Source organism: Streptosporangium sp. NPDC002721, assembly GCF_042888905.1.
Classification (GTDB): domain Bacteria; phylum Actinomycetota; class Actinomycetes; order Streptosporangiales; family Streptosporangiaceae; genus Streptosporangium.
The window spans coordinates 140,461-155,376 of record NZ_JBIAQI010000009.1; the positions used below are offsets into that span (position 1 = coordinate 140,461).

The 14,916-nt window shown below is 73.2% G+C and carries 15 protein-coding genes; 11 read left to right on the plus strand and 4 right to left on the minus strand.

Annotation, left to right across the window (positions count from 1 at the left end; translation table 11 throughout):
• Position 1 precedes the first annotated feature (1 nt).
• The 7 genes from ACFYWM_RS14475 (at position 2) to ACFYWM_RS14505 (ending at position 7,361) form a co-directional block, all read left to right on the plus strand.
• On the plus strand, positions 2-1,279 hold the full coding sequence (locus ACFYWM_RS14475; protein ID WP_389913957.1) for an amidohydrolase family protein: 1,278 nt from the start codon (positions 2-4) through the stop codon (positions 1,277-1,279).
• Positions 1,276-1,839 carry a DUF4440 domain-containing protein gene (locus tag ACFYWM_RS14480; protein ID WP_389913960.1) on the plus strand — a complete coding sequence of 188 codons (564 nt, stop codon included), beginning with the start codon at positions 1,276-1,278 and terminating at the stop codon, positions 1,837-1,839. The genes ACFYWM_RS14475 and ACFYWM_RS14480 overlap by 4 nt, the downstream gene beginning before the upstream one ends.
• The gene (locus tag ACFYWM_RS14485) at positions 1,836-2,825 is read left to right on the plus strand and encodes a zinc-binding dehydrogenase (protein ID WP_389913962.1); all 990 of its coding nucleotides are present in this window, start codon (positions 1,836-1,838) and stop codon (positions 2,823-2,825) included. The genes ACFYWM_RS14480 and ACFYWM_RS14485 overlap by 4 nt, the downstream gene beginning before the upstream one ends.
• 30 nt (positions 2,826-2,855) lie before the next feature.
• Entirely contained in the window at positions 2,856-3,203 is a 348-nt protein-coding gene (locus tag ACFYWM_RS14490) for a TIGR04076 family protein (RefSeq protein ID WP_389913965.1), read from the plus strand.
• A gap of 93 nt (positions 3,204-3,296) precedes the next feature.
• Positions 3,297-4,325 carry an LLM class flavin-dependent oxidoreductase gene (locus ACFYWM_RS14495; protein WP_389913967.1) on the plus strand — a complete coding sequence of 343 codons (1,029 nt, stop codon included), beginning with the start codon at positions 3,297-3,299 and terminating at the stop codon, positions 4,323-4,325.
• A 199-nt stretch (positions 4,326-4,524) separates the two neighbouring features.
• Positions 4,525-6,033, plus strand: coding sequence for a kynureninase (gene kynU, locus ACFYWM_RS14500; RefSeq protein ID WP_389913970.1), 1,509 nt, complete (start codon positions 4,525-4,527; stop codon positions 6,031-6,033).
• On the plus strand, positions 5,988-7,361 hold the full coding sequence (locus tag ACFYWM_RS14505) for an FAD-dependent oxidoreductase (RefSeq protein ID WP_389914438.1): 1,374 nt from the start codon (positions 5,988-5,990) through the stop codon (positions 7,359-7,361). Before kynU ends, ACFYWM_RS14505 begins: the two co-directional genes overlap by 46 nt.
• Before the next feature lie 15 nt (positions 7,362-7,376).
• On the opposite strand, the gene ACFYWM_RS14510 is transcribed toward ACFYWM_RS14505, so the two are convergent.
• The gene (locus tag ACFYWM_RS14510) at positions 7,377-8,006 is read right to left on the minus strand and encodes a helix-turn-helix domain-containing protein (protein WP_389913973.1); all 630 of its coding nucleotides are present in this window, start codon (positions 8,004-8,006) and stop codon (positions 7,377-7,379) included.
• A gap of 96 nt (positions 8,007-8,102) precedes the next feature.
• Between ACFYWM_RS14510 and ACFYWM_RS14515 the strand changes: the two genes are divergently transcribed.
• Positions 8,103-9,413 carry a damage-control phosphatase ARMT1 family protein gene (locus ACFYWM_RS14515; protein WP_389913976.1) on the plus strand — a complete coding sequence of 437 codons (1,311 nt, stop codon included), beginning with the start codon at positions 8,103-8,105 and terminating at the stop codon, positions 9,411-9,413.
• Between the two features lie 9 nt (positions 9,414-9,422).
• On the opposite strand, the gene ACFYWM_RS14520 is transcribed toward ACFYWM_RS14515, so the two are convergent.
• The 3 genes from ACFYWM_RS14520 to ACFYWM_RS14530 all read right to left on the minus strand — a co-directional run bounded on the left by ACFYWM_RS14520 (position 9,423) and on the right by ACFYWM_RS14530 (position 11,877).
• Complete coding sequence (locus ACFYWM_RS14520; protein WP_389913979.1) at positions 9,423-10,091, minus strand: AIM24 family protein; 669 nt, start codon at positions 10,089-10,091, stop codon at positions 9,423-9,425.
• Between the two features lie 149 nt (positions 10,092-10,240).
• Positions 10,241-10,900 (minus strand): DUF47 domain-containing protein, encoded by a 660-nt coding sequence (locus ACFYWM_RS14525; RefSeq protein WP_389913982.1) that lies wholly within the window; start codon positions 10,898-10,900, stop codon positions 10,241-10,243.
• Positions 10,897-11,877 (minus strand): anion permease, encoded by a 981-nt coding sequence (locus ACFYWM_RS14530; protein WP_389913984.1) that lies wholly within the window; start codon positions 11,875-11,877, stop codon positions 10,897-10,899. The genes ACFYWM_RS14525 and ACFYWM_RS14530 overlap by 4 nt, the downstream gene beginning before the upstream one ends.
• 266 nt (positions 11,878-12,143) lie before the next feature.
• Here ACFYWM_RS14530 and ACFYWM_RS14535 point away from each other — a divergent pair, with 266 nt between their 5' ends.
• The 3 genes from ACFYWM_RS14535 to ACFYWM_RS14545 all read left to right on the plus strand — a co-directional run bounded on the left by ACFYWM_RS14535 (position 12,144) and on the right by ACFYWM_RS14545 (position 14,885).
• Positions 12,144-12,833: a RibD family protein gene (locus ACFYWM_RS14535; RefSeq protein WP_389913987.1), complete on the plus strand. Its 690-nt coding sequence runs from the start codon at positions 12,144-12,146 to the stop codon at positions 12,831-12,833.
• Positions 12,834-12,843: 10 nt separating this feature from the next.
• Positions 12,844-13,287 (plus strand): dCMP deaminase, encoded by a 444-nt coding sequence (locus tag ACFYWM_RS14540; RefSeq protein WP_389913990.1) that lies wholly within the window; start codon positions 12,844-12,846, stop codon positions 13,285-13,287.
• A gap of 359 nt (positions 13,288-13,646) precedes the next feature.
• On the plus strand, positions 13,647-14,885 hold the full coding sequence (locus ACFYWM_RS14545; RefSeq protein ID WP_389913993.1) for a glycosyltransferase family 9 protein: 1,239 nt from the start codon (positions 13,647-13,649) through the stop codon (positions 14,883-14,885).
• Positions 14,886-14,916 lie beyond the last annotated feature (31 nt).

The window sequence follows — 14,916 nt, forward strand, 5'->3', positions numbered from 1 at the left end:
CATGCCCAACGACACGGCCAATGACATGGTCCTCGTCAACTGCACCGTCACCGACGCCCGCGCCACCGGTGCCCCCGGGAACCGTACGGCGGAAGCGGGCGAGGGGCGGATCGCCGACGCGGCGGTGTGGATCCGGGGCGACCGGATCGCGGCCGTGGGCTCCCGCGAGCGGATCCTGGAGCGGACGGGCGACGCCCACCCGGTTGACCTCGACGGCGCGTACGTCACCCCCGGCCTGGTCAACATGCACACCCATCTGTCCCTGTCGCTCCCGGGCAAGGGAGGCGACAACGTCAAGAACATGACGGCGCACGAACTCGCCCTCTACATGGCCGACGGGGCCCGGCGCACCCTGCACTGCGGGGTCACCACGGTGCGGTGCGTGGCCGAGAAGGACCACGCCGACTTCGCGCTGCGCCGGGCGATCGAGTCGGGCCGGGCGGCCGGCCCGCGCATCTTCACCGCCGGTCAGGCCCTGGTCTGCACCGGCGGCCACGGGCACGAGGGGAGCGACACCCTGGAGTGCGACGGCGCCGACGGGTTCCGGCGCGGGGTGCGCAGCCAGGTCAAGGCGGGCGCCGACCTCATCAAGATCATGATCTCGGGCGGGATCGCCGGGGAGCACGAGAGGATCGACACCCCGCAGCTGTTCTCCGACGAGATGGCGGCGGCGCTGCAGACCGCGCACGCCTGGGGCCGCAAGGTTACCGCGCACGCGGGCCCGGCGGCGGTGATCGCCGAGGCCGTCGAGCTCGGCCTCGACTGCGTGGAGCACGGCTACCAGCTCACCCCCGAGGTCGCGAAGAGGATGGCCGAACGCGGCACCTCCCTGGTGCCGACGCTGCTCGTCACCCGCTGCAAGGAGTTCTTCGACGAGCTCGGGGTGCCGGAGTGGATGCAGTGCCGCTCGCTCGGCGCCGGACCCCGGCACCTGGAGAGCTACGCCATGGCCCTCGACGCGGGGGTGGACGTCCTGCTGGGCAGCGACATGCCGCCGTTCTGGGACTTCGAGGGGACCAACGCCTCGGTACGCGAGCTGGAGTGCATGTCCGAGGGCGGTCTCGGCCCGGCCGGGGCGCTGTACGCGGGCACGCTCGGCCCGGTGCGCTGGCTCGGCGCCGACGCCGACCTCGGCACCGTCGAGGTCGGCAAGTACGCGGACCTCGTCGCGATGGACGCGGACCCGCTCGCGGACACCTCGGCCTTCCGGGGGGTCCGCTGGGTGATGAAGGGCGGCCGGGTCGTCCGCGACGACCGGTCGGGATGGGAGAAGTCATGAGCACCGCCTCCGGCATGAGCACCGCCTCCGGCATGAGCACCGCCTCCGGCATGAGCACCGCCTCCGGCATGAGCACCGCCTCCGGCATGAGCACCGCCTCCGGCACGGACACCGCCTCCGGCATGGGCACCACCGGCCCCGGCATGAACACCGCTTTCGGCATGAATACCGCCTCCGGCACGGACGCCGACCTGATCTCGGCGGGTATCGACGACATGTACGACGCGTTCCTCGCGGCCGACCGCCGCCGGTTCGACGGGCACCTGCACGACGAGGTGACCACCTGGGAGACGCACCTGCCGGGACCGCTGCGGACCCGGCGGGAACTCGACGCCTACCGCGACGACAGGGACGGCTCGGGTGCCCGTCCCCGCCTCGACAGGCTGGCGGCCGAGGACAAGCGGATCGACGTGTGGGACGACACCGGCGTCGCCCGCTACGTGCTGGTCGCAGAACCGCCCGGCGAGCCCGCGCAGCGCAGCCGGGTGACCGACGTGCTGCGCCGCGTCGGCGGCGACTGGCTCATCGTGCACCACCACTCCGAACTGCTCGCGCCGTGAACCGGCGGCTGGTCGCCCACGAGCACGGCGAGCCCGAGGAGGTCCTCTCCCTCGCCGAGGTGCCCGAGGAGCGCGCCCCCGGCGACGGGGAGGTCAGGATCGCGGTACGGGCCGTCGGGCTGAACTACCTCGACGTCATGCTGTGCAGGGGCACCTACCCCGTGCGCCCCGACCCGCCGATGACGCCGGGCGTCGAGGCCACCGGGACGGTCGTCGCCGCCGGGCCGGGCGCCGAGCATCTGGAGGGCAGGGCGGTCCTCGCCTGCCCGACCCTGCCGCACGGCGCCCTCGGCGACGTCGTCACCGTCGACGCGGCCCTCGTCGTGCCGTACCCGGACGGGCTCGATCCCGTCACGGTCGCGGCCCTGCCCGTCACGTACCAGACCGCGTGGTTCGCGCTGCGCCGGGCCGGGCTGGCGGCGGGGGAGACGGTGCTCGTGCACGCGGGCGCGGGCGGTGTCGGCATCGCCGCCACCCAGCTCGCGCGGGCCTTCGGGGCGCGCGTGATCTGCACGGCGGGCGGCCCGGCCAAGACCGCGCTGTGCCGGGAGAACGGGGCGGACGAGGCGATCGACTACCTGGACGCCGACTTCGCCGCCGCGGTCACGGACCTGACGGGCGGGCACGGCGCGGACGTGGTGGTCGATCCCGTCGGCGGCGACGTCCTCGCGCGCTCGATGGGCTGCCTGGCCTTCGAAGGACGACTGGTGGCCGTCGGGGCGGCCGGAGGCACCCCGCCGCCGGTCGACCCGATGGCGCTGGTCGCGGCGAACGCCTCCCTGGTCGGGGTGTCGTGGGGGTCGGCGTACCCGTGGCGGAGGCCCGGCGCGGTGCGGGACGCCTACGAGGAGCTGTTCGCGCTGCTCGCCTCGGGCGCCGTCCGGCCGCTCGTGTCGCGCGTGGTGGACCTGGCGGGCACCCCCGCCGCCCTCGCCGACCTGGCCGCGCGCCGCACGACAGGCAAGATCATGGTCCGGACGGGCTGAGTCCGGACAGGCTGAGGGAGGGGAACCGGTATGGAGGACACCGTCGGGAACGACGACGGCGACGACGGCGACATGGAGCTGTACGACCTGCGGGTGGTGGTCGACCGCATCGAGGGCAGATCCGTCTGCGGGATGAAGGTGGGCGACCGCTTCACGCTGGAGAACAGCGCCCACCTGCGGCTCCCCGACGGCGAGCACTTCTGCGTCTACGCGCTCGCCTCGGTCCTGCCGTTCCTCGCCGCCAAGCAGCGCGACCTCGCCGAGGGCGACTGGCTGGCGCGCGACACCCTGTTCGCCTGCCCCGACCCGGAGGAACGGCTGGTGATGCGGGTCGAACGGACCCACCGCCGCCGGATGAACTCCGCCGACCTGACCTGAGAGGGTTCGTGCCTGACCTGAGAGGGTTCGTGATGACAGCCGCCGGCCTGAGGGGTCCGCGATGACGGCCGCCGTCGATCCGGGGAGTTCGCGATGACGGCCGCCGAGATCGGGCTCGGCCTGCAGAGCGACAAGCGGGCCGGTGACTACGCGCGGCTCGCGCGCCGCGCCGAGGAGCACGGCTTCGACGTGCTGAGCGTGTTCGGCGACCTGATGTACCAGCCGCCGATCTTCCCCCTGCTGGAGATGGCCGCCGCCACCGGGCGGGTGCGGCTCGGCGCGGCCTGCCTCAACCCGTACTCGACGGCACCGTACGAGATCGCCGGGCAGCTCGCCGCCCTCGACCTGGCCTCGCACGGCCGCGCCTACCTGGGCCTGGCGCGCGGCACCTGGCTCGGCGCGGTGGGCATCGCCCAGCCCAGGCCGCTCACCGCGCTGGCGGAGGCCGTCGAGGTGGTCCACCGGCTGCTGGCCGGTGACGACGCGGGCTACGAGGGGGAGATGTTCCGTCTCGCGCCCGGCACCCGGCTGCGCTACCCCGTACACCGGGCCCGGCCGCCGCTGCTGCTCGGCGCGTGGGGCCCGCGGGGGGCGGCGCTGGCCGGGCGGATCGCCGACGAGATCAAGGTGGGCGGCAGCGCGAATCCGGCGATGGTCGGGGTGATCCGCGAGCGGGTCGCGGCCGGGGCGACGGCCGCCGGGCGCGATCCCCGCGAGGTCGGCGTCGTCCTGGGCGCGGTGACCGTCGTCGACACCGACGGCGCCGCCGCCCGCGCCAGGGCGCGCGCCGAGGTCGCCATGTACCTCGCGGTGGTCGCCGACCTCGACCCGACCGTGGAGATCCCCGCCGACCTGCTCGGCCGGGTCAAGGAGCTGGTAGGGGAGGGGAGGGACGAGGAGGCGGGGCGGCTGATCCCCGGCGACCTGCTCGACCTGTTCGCCTTCTCCGGCACCCCGGAGCAGGTCGCCGCGCAGGCGCAGGCCCTCATCGACGCGGGGGCGCACCGGGTGGAGTTCGGTACGCCGCACGGTCTCACCGACGACGGCGGCGTGGAGCTGCTGGGCACCGGGGTGCTGCCGCTGCTGGACCGCTCCCCGAAGGAGGTGGCGTCGCCGGGGTGACCGGCGGTGACGCTCCGTCATCTCGAAACCGGATGCCCGCAGAACCTTCCATCCGCAAAGCGCGCGGCCGGAATCGTCTAACGCTCCTAATTTCACCCCAGTTCAGTATGGGTGAACATAAGAATGGAGAAGGAGATGACGTGACGATCGAGCGTGCCGGGGACCCGGCGATCAGGGTGTCGGCGATCAGGATGTCGGCGTGACGGCCGCGAGGGCCGGAGGCTTCGGCGACCTCCGCGACCTGGGCGGACACGGCGCTCCCGGCGGCCCTGGAGGCCCCGGTGCCTTCGAGGAGTCCGGAGGTCTCGGCGACCTCCGCGACCAGGGAGGCCCTGACGGCCCTGACGGCCCTGACGGCCCTGGCGGTTCCGAGGGAGCCGGTGGCTTCGGCGGCCCCGGAGGTCTCGGCGAGCGGGAGGCGCTCGCCGCCGACGCCGGGTGCGCCGAGCAGGCGAGGAACACCGGGAAGCCGGTGTGCCGCCGCGCGGAGTTCCTCGTCCCGCCCGCCCCCGCCGGCTCCCGCCACCCCGAGGTCGCCTACTTCGCGGGCAACTCGCTCGGCCTCCAGCCCCGCGCCGCCCGCGCCGCGATCTCCGCCGAGCTGGACGACTGGGCCCTGCACGCGGTCGAGGGACACCACCGGGCGGCGCACCCCTGGCTGCCCTACCACGAGGAACTGCGCGAGGACGCCGCCGCGCTCGTCGGCGCGTACCCCGACGAGACCGTGGTGATGAACTCCCTCACCGTCAACCTGCACCTGATGATGGCGACCTTCTACCGCCCTGCGGGCGAGCGCACCCGCATCGTCATCGAAGACCACGCCTTCTCCTCCGACAGCTACGCGGTGCGCAGCCAGGCCGCGCACCACGGCCTCGACCCCGACGAGACGGTCGTCCGCCTGCGCCCCCGCGAGGGCGAGGACTGCCTGCGCACCGAGGACATCGTGGACTACCTGGCCCGCGAGGGGCACCGGGTGGCGCTCGTGCTCCTCGGCGGGGTCAACTACCTGACCGGCGAGTTCCTCGACATCCCCGCCGTCACCGCCGCCGGGCACGCGGCCGGGTGCCGCGTCGGCTGGGACCTCGCGCACGCCGCCGGGAACGTGCCGCTCGCGCTGCACGACTGGGACGTGGACTTCGCGGCCTGGTGCTCGTACAAGTACCTCAACGCCGGTCCCGGCGCGGTCGCCGGGTGCTTCGTGCACCGGCGCCACGTGACCGACCCGGGGCTGCCCCGGCTGGCCGGGTGGTGGAGCACCGAGCAGGCGACCCGCTTCGAGATGTGGCCGGAGCTCGTCCCCGTCCCCACCGCCGACGCCTGGCAGATCTCCAACCCGCCGATCCTCGCGATGGCCCCGGTCCGGGTCTCGCTGCGGATGTTCGCCGAGACCGGGATGGCGGCGCTGCGGGAGCGGAGCCTGGCGCTCACCGGCCACCTGGAACGGCTGCTGACCGAGGTGGCCCGCGACCGCCCGCTGGAGATCGTCACCCCCGCCGACCCGGCCAGGCGCGGGGCCCAGCTCTCCCTCAGGGTGACCGGGGGCATCGACGCCTCCGAACTGGCCGCCCGGCTGCACGAGGTCCACGGCGTCCTCGCCGACGTGCGGCGCCCGGACGTCATCCGGTTCGCCCCCGTGCCCATGTACTCCACGTTCCACGACTGCTGGCGCGCGGCCGACGCGCTCGCCAGGGAGGTGAGACCGGCATGAGTTCGCGCGGAGAGGTCGCCGTGGTCGGTGCCGGGCTGGTCGGCTGCCTCACGGCCTGCTACCTGGCCCGCAGAGGCTACGAGGTCACCCTGTACGAGCGCAGGCCCGACCCGCGCGAGGCAGCCCCCGAGCGAGGGCGCTCGATCAACCTGGCGATCTCCGAGCGGGGGATCGACGCGCTGCGCGGGATCGGGCTGGACGAGACCGTGCTGAAGGCCGCGCTGCCGATGCCCGGCCGGATGATGCACGCCCCCGACGGCACGCTCGGCTTCCAGCCCTACAGCGCCGGAGGGCGGCGGGCGATCAACTCCATCAGCCGCTCGGAGCTCAACCGGACCCTGCTGGACGCCGCCCTCGGCATGCCCGGGGTCCGCGCCCTCTTCGAGCACCGGCTGACCGGGCTCGACGTCGACTCGGGCCGGATGGACTTCGACACGCCCGGCGGTCCCGTCACCCACACCGCCCCGGTCGTGCTCGCCGCCGACGGCGCCTACAGCGCGGTACGGGGACGGCTGCAGTTCCTGCCCGGCTTCGACTTCAGCCAGGAGTACCTCGACTACGGCTACAAGGAACTGACGATCCCGGCGCGCGACGGCGGGTTCGCCCTCGACCCGGGCGCGCTGCACATCTGGCCGCGCGGCAAGGCGATGATGATCGCCCTGCCCAACCCGGACAGGTCCTTCACCTGCACGCTGTTCTGGCCCAAGTCGGGGCCGGGCAGCTTCGCGGAGCTGGACACCGAGGAGCGGTTCGAGAAGTTCTTCGCCGCCAACTACCCCGACGCCCACGCCCTCATGCCCGACCTCGCCGGGGACTACGCCCACAACCCGATCGGGCACCTGGTCACCGTGCGGGCCCACCCCTGGCACGTACGCGGCACCGCCGGGGCGGTGGTCGGCCTGCTCGGCGACGCGGCCCACGCGATCGTCCCCTTCTACGGCCAGGGCGCCAACTGCGGCTTCGAGGACTGCGTGGAGCTCGACCGCTGCCTGGAGGAGACCGGCGACGACTTCCCCCGGGCCCTCGCCATGTACGGGGCCCGCCGCAAGGAGAACGCCGACACCATCGCCGAACTCGCGCTGGAGAACTTCGTCGAGATGCGCGACAAGGTCGCCTCCCGCTCGTTCCTGCTGCGCAAGCGCGTCGAGCACGGCCTGGAACGGCTGCTGCCCGGCCTCTACGTCTCCCGCTACGAGCTCGTGTCGTTCAGCACGGTGCCGTACGCCGAGATCCGGCGGCGCATCTCCCGCCAGCGCGGGGCGGTCGCAGCCGGGGCGCTCGGCGCGCTGGCCGCGGTCGCGCTGGCGGCCCGGGCCCTGCGCCGTTGACGATCGCGGGGAAGGTCAGAACAGCCGGGGGGTCACCACGGACACGACCGTGGTGACCCGGTCGGTGTCGTTGAACATGCTGTGCGGGACGGTCGACCTCAGGTGGACGCTGTCGCCCGGGTGCAGCCGGTGCTCGACGCCGTCGACCTCGTACAGGAGCTCGCCCTCCAGCACGAAGGCGAACTCCTCCCCGGCGTGACCGTAGGAGTTCTCGCGCTTGCCGCCGGGCGCGATGTGCACCAGCAGCGGTTCGAGCACCAGGTTCGGGCCCCTGGCCGAGAGCATGCGGTAGGTCTGCTGGCCCGAGATGTACTCGGTGGCGGCCGTCGCCGAGCGGGTGAGCGTGAAGTGGCTCGGCAGGTGGGAGACCGGGGCGCTCTCCTCCTCGGTCTCCTCCTCCGGCGGCACGTCGTTGAAGAACTCCGCCACGCTGCGGTCGAGGGCGGTCGCCACGCTGTTGAGCGCGGTCAGGCCGATGGAGGAGATACCCCGCTCGACCTGCGACAGAAAGCCGATCGAGAGCCCGGAGTGGGTGGCGAGACCGCGTAGTGTCAGACCGCGCTCCTTACGGAACTGCCGCATCCGGGCTCCGACGGCGTCGTGGCGGTCCAGCTCCTCACCGCTGCGACGCTCCGATGTGCCCACCTACGGCTCCCTCCGTCAAGCGGCGCGGCCGCCTGTTCGCTCTAGCTAAACATATTTCATAACAAGAGTCGTCTTGCGTCAAAAAGGGAGTGGGAAATGGCAGACCGTGATGCCCCGCGGCGGTCCGGAGGGCCTTCCGGGCCGTACGATCCGCCGGAGTTCCTGAGCGACGTGCCCGGCTCCTATCCGTGGCGGGTCCTTCATGAACGGCACCCCGCGCTGATCGAGAAGGTCCGTGCCGCCACGCCGTACGACATCCGGGTGAACCGGGCGCTCGACCTGCTCCTCGAGGAGATCGAGGGGGTCATGAAGCCGCTGGAGGACCGCGCGCACGACCGTGACCTGTGGGAGAGCTGGGACCGGGGGCACATCGGGCGTCGGTGGGACGACGCGCCGTTCCTGTGGGCGGAGAGTTACTTCTACCGCAAGCTCCTGTCCGCGGTCGGCTACTTCGGGCCCGGCGCGTGGCAGGGCGTGGACCCGTTCGAGCCCTTCAAGGAGGCCGAGCTGTCCGGCGAGGCCGTCGAGGAGGAGCTGCGCGAGCTCGACGCCCTGGCCGCCCTGCCCTCCGCCGAACGGGCCCGGACGCTGACCCTGAGGGCGCTGTGGGGGAACCGGGCCGATCTCGTGTTCCGGGTCGCGGCCGGTCCCGAGCTCGCGAGGCGCGAGTCCGGGCTGCTGGCCGACGACGGCGAGCTCCTGTGGTCGCTGATCGGCGGCGAGGGGGCGGCCGGTGCTTCCGGTGCCTCCGGTGCTTCCGGCGTCTCCGGCGTTCCCGGCGTCACCGGCCTCTTCGGGGGCGCGAGCGGCCGCGCGGCGGCCGACAGCCGGGGTGTCGCGAGGATCTGCCTCGTCGCGGACAACGCCGGGAGCGAGCTGCTGCCCGACCTCGTCCTCATCGACCACCTCCTGCACGCCCGGGGAACGGGAGAGGTCGTCCTGCACGTCAAGCCGCTGCCGTACTACGTGTCCGACGCCACCCCGGCCGACGTCCTGGCCTGCCTGCGGCGCATGTCGGCCGCGGGCGGCGAGGCGGGGGAGGTCGCGGGCCGGCTGCGGGCGGCGCTCGGGTCGGGACGGCTGCTCGTACGGGCGCACGCCTTCTCCTGCGCGCCCCTGCCCTACCGCGAGATGCCGGTCGGCATGCGCGAGGACTTCGCGTCCGCGTCACTGACGATCATGAAGGGCGACCTGAACTACCGCCGCCTGGTCGGCGACAGGGCCTGGCCGCACACCACCCCGTTCGCCGAGGCCACCGCGTACTTCCCCGGTCCGGTCGCGGCGCTGCGCACCCTGAAGTCCGAGGTCGCGGTCGGCCTGGACGGCGACGTGGTCGCGGGCCTGGAGGCCACCGGCAACCCCTGGCTGACCACCGGCGCCCACGGGCTCATCCAGGCCAGGGCGTGACGACCGGCGTCAGCCGCCGGCCTGGGGGACGATCGGGCCCTCGCTCGCCTGGACGAGGACGAAGCCCTCTCCCTCGAACGCGAGCTGCAGGGCCTCGCCGCTGCCCCGCCCGATCAGCGCGCCCGCCTTCATCGTGCGGTTGACGCCCACGCGCAACCCCGCGCTCCAGCACACCGCGGACTGGCCGTCGGCGAAGGTCGGTGCCTGGGAGGTGTCGAGGAGCACGGGGGAGCCGTGCGCGGTGACCGCCACCCAGCCGGTGCCCCTGAGCGTGGTGTTGAACAGGCCGCCGGCGGCGACGCCCGCGCCCTGGACGCGCTGGATGTCCCAGGTGAGCTGGGGGTCGAAGGCGAGCAGGTTGGAGCCGTTGACGGTGAGCGCCTCGTCCTCCAGGTAGAACAGGTGCACGTCGGTGGCGTTGTCGGCGAAGAAGATCACGCCCTGCCCGCGGACCCGCATCAGCGGCGCGCCCTCCCCGCTGACCATCTTCTTCAGGAAGCGGCCCACGCTTCCCGCGCCCTCGTAGTCGAAGTCCATCTTGCCTTGGAAGGCGACCATCGCCCCCTGCCGGGCGAGCACCTCCCCGCCCAGCCGCACCCGCAGCATCTTGGCGTTCTGCAGGGCGAAGTGGTCGGGGAGCCGGTCCTGGTCAAGGTTTCCGAAGAACGAGCTAAGCACGGGAGATGCCTCTCAGCGCCGGGGACGTCACGCGGTGGATGGTCGCATGCTGAATGACGAACCCGGCCGCGAAGGAGTTCCCGGACGTGGCGATCCGGGCGTCATCAGTGGCCTTGCTGTCAGTGGCCTCGTTGTCGGTGATTTCGTTGTCAGTGGCTCCGCTTGAGCATCGCGTCCGCGAGCGCGTCGGCCGCCTCGCCGAGACGGCGGCCCACCGCGTCGAGCCGCGACAGCAGCTCGCGCCTGCGCAGGGTGTCCATGTCCAGCGGCTCGGCGAACAGCTCGGCGAGCCGGGCCTGGTAGAGCTGGCGGACCCGGCTGCACGCCTTGCGCGTGGCCAGCACGGCCACGGTGACCGAGGCCGGGGCGTCGATCATCTTCAGCACGGCGCCCTCCAGCTCGTCGAGGCCGTCGATCACCGCCCGCAGCGGTTCGGCCGCGAACCGCAGGTCCTCCGGCCCGAACAGGTCGATCTCGCGTACGTGGTCGCGCAGCTGGTCCAGCACGTCGTCGATCGAGCGGGAGAGCCTGAACAGGTCCTCCCTGTCGATGGGGGTCGCCAGCACCCGCCGCAGGAGCCGTACCAGCTCGGCCCTGGCCTCGTCCCCCTCGTGCTCCACGTCGGCCATCCGGGCACGGGCCGCAGACCGCTCGATCTCGCCGGACGCGACGGAGCGGGCCAGCTCGGCCCCGGCCCGCGCGATGGCCACCTGGTCGCGTACCAGCCCGACGATCCGCCGCCCGGACCGGCCGCGCAGGTCGTCCCAGGCGCGCGCGAACCTCCTGGGCCGGCTCCCGGCGCGCTTCACATCAGCCTCAGGGCCAGACCGCCGAGGCAGCCCAGCGCCATCGACGACGGCAGCGTGACCAGCCATGCCGTACCCACGTTCGCGACTCCTTGCCATCGAACCCTCCTCGTTCCCTCGCTCGTCGCCGCGCCGACCACTCCCGCGGTGATCGACTGCGTCATGCTCACCGGGCTTCCCAGGGCCGAGCTGCCGAGGACGGCGCCGGTGGCCGCGGTCTCGGCGGAGACGATGTGCAGCGGCCGGGTGATGACCACCCCGCGCCCCAGCCGTCCCCCGACGCGGACCAGGCTCGTCAGGGCGCCGGCGAGGAAGACCGCCACCAGGGCGGCCATCCACACCGGCGGTACCTCGACGGGCCCCACCCCGCCGAGCCCGTCGCGGCTCACCCCGATCGCCACGCTCACCACCGCGATCATCTTCTGGCCGTCGTTCACCGCGTACGCCACACACTGGGCCGAGTAGGCGAGCAGGTGCGTGGTGAACACCAGCCGTGGCATGCGGCGGTGGGACGGCACGCGGCGCGACACGGCCCCCAGCAGGTAGCCCAGCGCCAGCCCGGCCACGGGTGCCCCGGCCCCGATCGCCAGGACGGTGCCCAGGTCCCGCCACGACACGGGGAGCCCGGCGCCGAGGCCCGCGCCGCTGATGCCGCCGATCACCGCGAGGGTGAGGCTGGTCGGCAGGCCCCTGCGCGTCAGCACCGCGACCACCGCCACCGCGATCACCACCCCCACCAGGAACGCCGCTGCGCCGCCGCTCGTCCCGAGCCCGGCCAGCCGCTCGGTGAACGTGCGCGCGACCGCGACCCCCAGCAGGTACGGGACCGCGAAGAGCACGGACACCAGGAGCACGGTGATCGCCCATCCGGGGGAGCGGGGGAACCTGAGCCCGAGGCCGATGATGGTGGCGCCGTCGTTGGCCCCGCTGGCCAGCACGAAGAGGATCGCCACGGCGGCGAACGCCAGGGTCCATCCCATCAGCGGGGGGACCTCCGCAGGCCGGGGAGGTGCCCGTGACCACGGCTCGGCGAGCTCACACGCATTTATCGCCCTTCAATTGGAAAGCTTCAGTTTTAGGTTAACAGAGGGTAAACAATCGAGGAATTAGTGTTGACGTACGGATGACGTAAAAATGGCGTCCCGTACCCGCGTCCCGGGCGTGCGGCGGCGGGGACGGGACGTCGCCGCGAGCGGGCCGGGGGAGGTTGTTACGATCGGCCGGTGCCGGATCGGGGAGGTGAGGGGTGGGCGAGCGCCCGTACGTGCTGCTGAGCTGCGCGATGTCCGTCGACGGATACATCGACGACAACACCCCGCACCGGCTCCTGCTCTCCAACGACGAGGACTTCGACCGGGTCGACGCGGTCCGCGCCACCTGTGACGCGATCCTGGTCGGGGCGGGCACCGTCCGCCGCGACGATCCCCGGCTCCTGGTCAGGTCGGCGGAGCGCGGGCGGGAGCGGGCCGCGCGCGGCCTGCCGCCGTCCCCGGTGAAGGTGACGCTGACCGCCTCCGGGGACCTCGACCCGGACGCCGCCTTCTTCACCGCCGGTGACGCGGAGAAGCTCGTGTACGCCGCGCCGGCGGCCGTGGCGAAGCTCGCCGGCCGTCTCGGCGGGGCCGCCGAGGTGGTCGACGCGGGCGGCCCGGGTGGGGATGACACGGTCGATCTGGGCCGCGTCCTCCGAGACCTGCGCGGGCGGGGGGTGCGCCGCCTGATGGTCGAGGGCGGCAGCTCCGTCCACACCCGCTTCCTGGGGGAGGACCTCGTGGACGAGCTCCACCTCGTCGTCGCCCCGTTCTTCGTCGGCGACCCCGCCGCCCCGCGCTTCGTCCTGGGCGGCGACTTCCCCCGCGACCGCCACCGCAGGATGGAGCTGGCGGAGGCCCGCGCGATGGGCGACGTCACCCTCCTGCGCTACCTGCTGAGCTGAGGAGGGCCGGATGGACGACCACGACTGGCTGGGACTGGCGTGCGACCTGGCGAGGTCGTGCCCGCCCTCGGAGACGGCCTTCTCGGTCGGTGCCGTGGTCGTCTCCGCCGACGGCGAGGAGATCTCCCGGGGATACTCGCGGGAGGGCGACCCTCACGTCCACGCGGAGGAGTCGGCGCTGGCCAAGATCTCCCCGGACGACCCCCGGCTGGCCGGGGCCACGGTCTACAGCAGCCTGGAGCCGTGCAGCGCGCGCAGGTCGCGTCCCAGGACCTGCACCCGCCTGATCCTGGACAGCGGCGTCCGGCGCGTGGTGATGGCCTGGCGCGAGCCGCTGGTCTTCGTCGACTGCCACGGCGCCGAGGAGCTCGCGGCGGCCGGGGTGACCGTGCTGGAGATCCCCGAGCTGGCCGGCCGCGCCCGCGAGCCCAACGTCCACCTCGTCTCCGGCTGAATCCCCGGCCGTCCGGTCCGGTCCGGTTCTGTCCGGTTCGGTTCGGTCCGGTTCGGTCCGGTTCGGGATCGCTGAGCCTCGCGCGGGAGATCCACCGTCGCGGTGACCCGCCTCGCTACCCTGCGGGGGAACCGGATAATCCTGGGAACGATTACTTGTAGTCATAAAAGTAATCGCATAATCCTCTCAACTGCGCTTATATACGATTTTTCGGTTTGTGTGGCCGCTCCTCTCGGTAGTCATTAGATATCGAACGAGAGGCCGAGCACCATGAGATTTCCCGGGGAAAACGCGATATTTCATGATCCGTCGGCCTGTCCCGTGGTCGGCGGGAAGATTTCCGGCGCCGGGGAGCGGTGGTGACCGGCACCGTCCTCGTCGCCCGCGTGGACAACGCGGGCGACGTCCTGCTGGCCGGACCGGCGATCCGCGCGGTGGCCGCGGGCGCGCGGCAGGTCGTGCTGCTCACCGGGCCCCACGGCCGGGCCGCCGCCGAGCTGCTGCCCGGGGTGTCGCGGGTGGTGGAGTGGCGCACCCCGTGGATCGACCCCGCCGCGCCGCCCGTGACCAGCCCGCACGTCCTCAGGCTGCTGCGGATCGTCCGGGACGTGGCCCCCGAGCGGGCGGTGATCCTCACCTCGTCCCACCAGTCGCCGCTTCCGCTGGCCCTGCTGTTCAGGCTCGCGGGCACGCAGAGGATCGCCGCGATCTCCGCCGACTACCCCGGCTCGCTGCTCGACGTCCGGCACGTCGTCGACGAGGACGTGGACGTACCGGAGCCCGAACGCATGCTCGGGCTCGCCCGTGCGGCGGGATTCGAGCTTCCCGAGGGAGACCCGGGCACCCTCGCCGTACGACGCCCGCTGCCCGACGTCGGCCACCTCGCCGGGACGCCGGGCTACGTGGTCCTGCACCCCGGGGTGTCGGCCCCGGCCAGGGCGTGGCCGGAGGAGAGCTGGGCCCGCGCGGTCCACGACCTGGTCCGCTCGGGCCGCAGGGTCGTCGTGACCGGCGGCCAGGACGAGCGGGGACTCACCGCGCGGATCGCCTCCGGGATCGGACAGCACGGCCTGTCGCCCGGCCCCCTCTTCGCGGGCGGCTGGATGGGCGGCGGTCCCGTCCGCCTGCGCGGCTGGGAGGAGACGGACGAGTCCACCTTCACCGACGGCTGGGTCGACGGGCAGTCCGCCGCGACGGGCGGCCGGGGCCCGGACGGCGCCTCGGCCACACGTGGAGAGCGGGCGGGCGCGAACCCGGGAAGGTCCGTCGTCGACCTGGGCGGCAGGACGACCTTTCCCGAGCTCGCCGCGGTGCTCGAAGGAGCGTGCGCGGTGGTCGTCGCCGACGCCGGTCCCGCCCACCTCGCGGCCGCGGTCGGCACGCCGGTCGTCAGCCTGTTCGCCCCCGTGGTCCCCGCCGGGCGCTGGGCGCCGTACGGGGTGCCGGCCGTGGTCCTCGGCGACCAGCGGGCCCCCTGCGCGGCGTCGCGGGCACACACCTGCCCGGTCGCCGGTCACCCGTGCCTGTCGTCGGTGCCGGTCACGCGGGTCGTCGAGGCGGTCGACCACCTGACGTTCGTGAGAGAGGCCGTCACATGAGGATCGCCCCGACGTTCACGACGTTCACGGA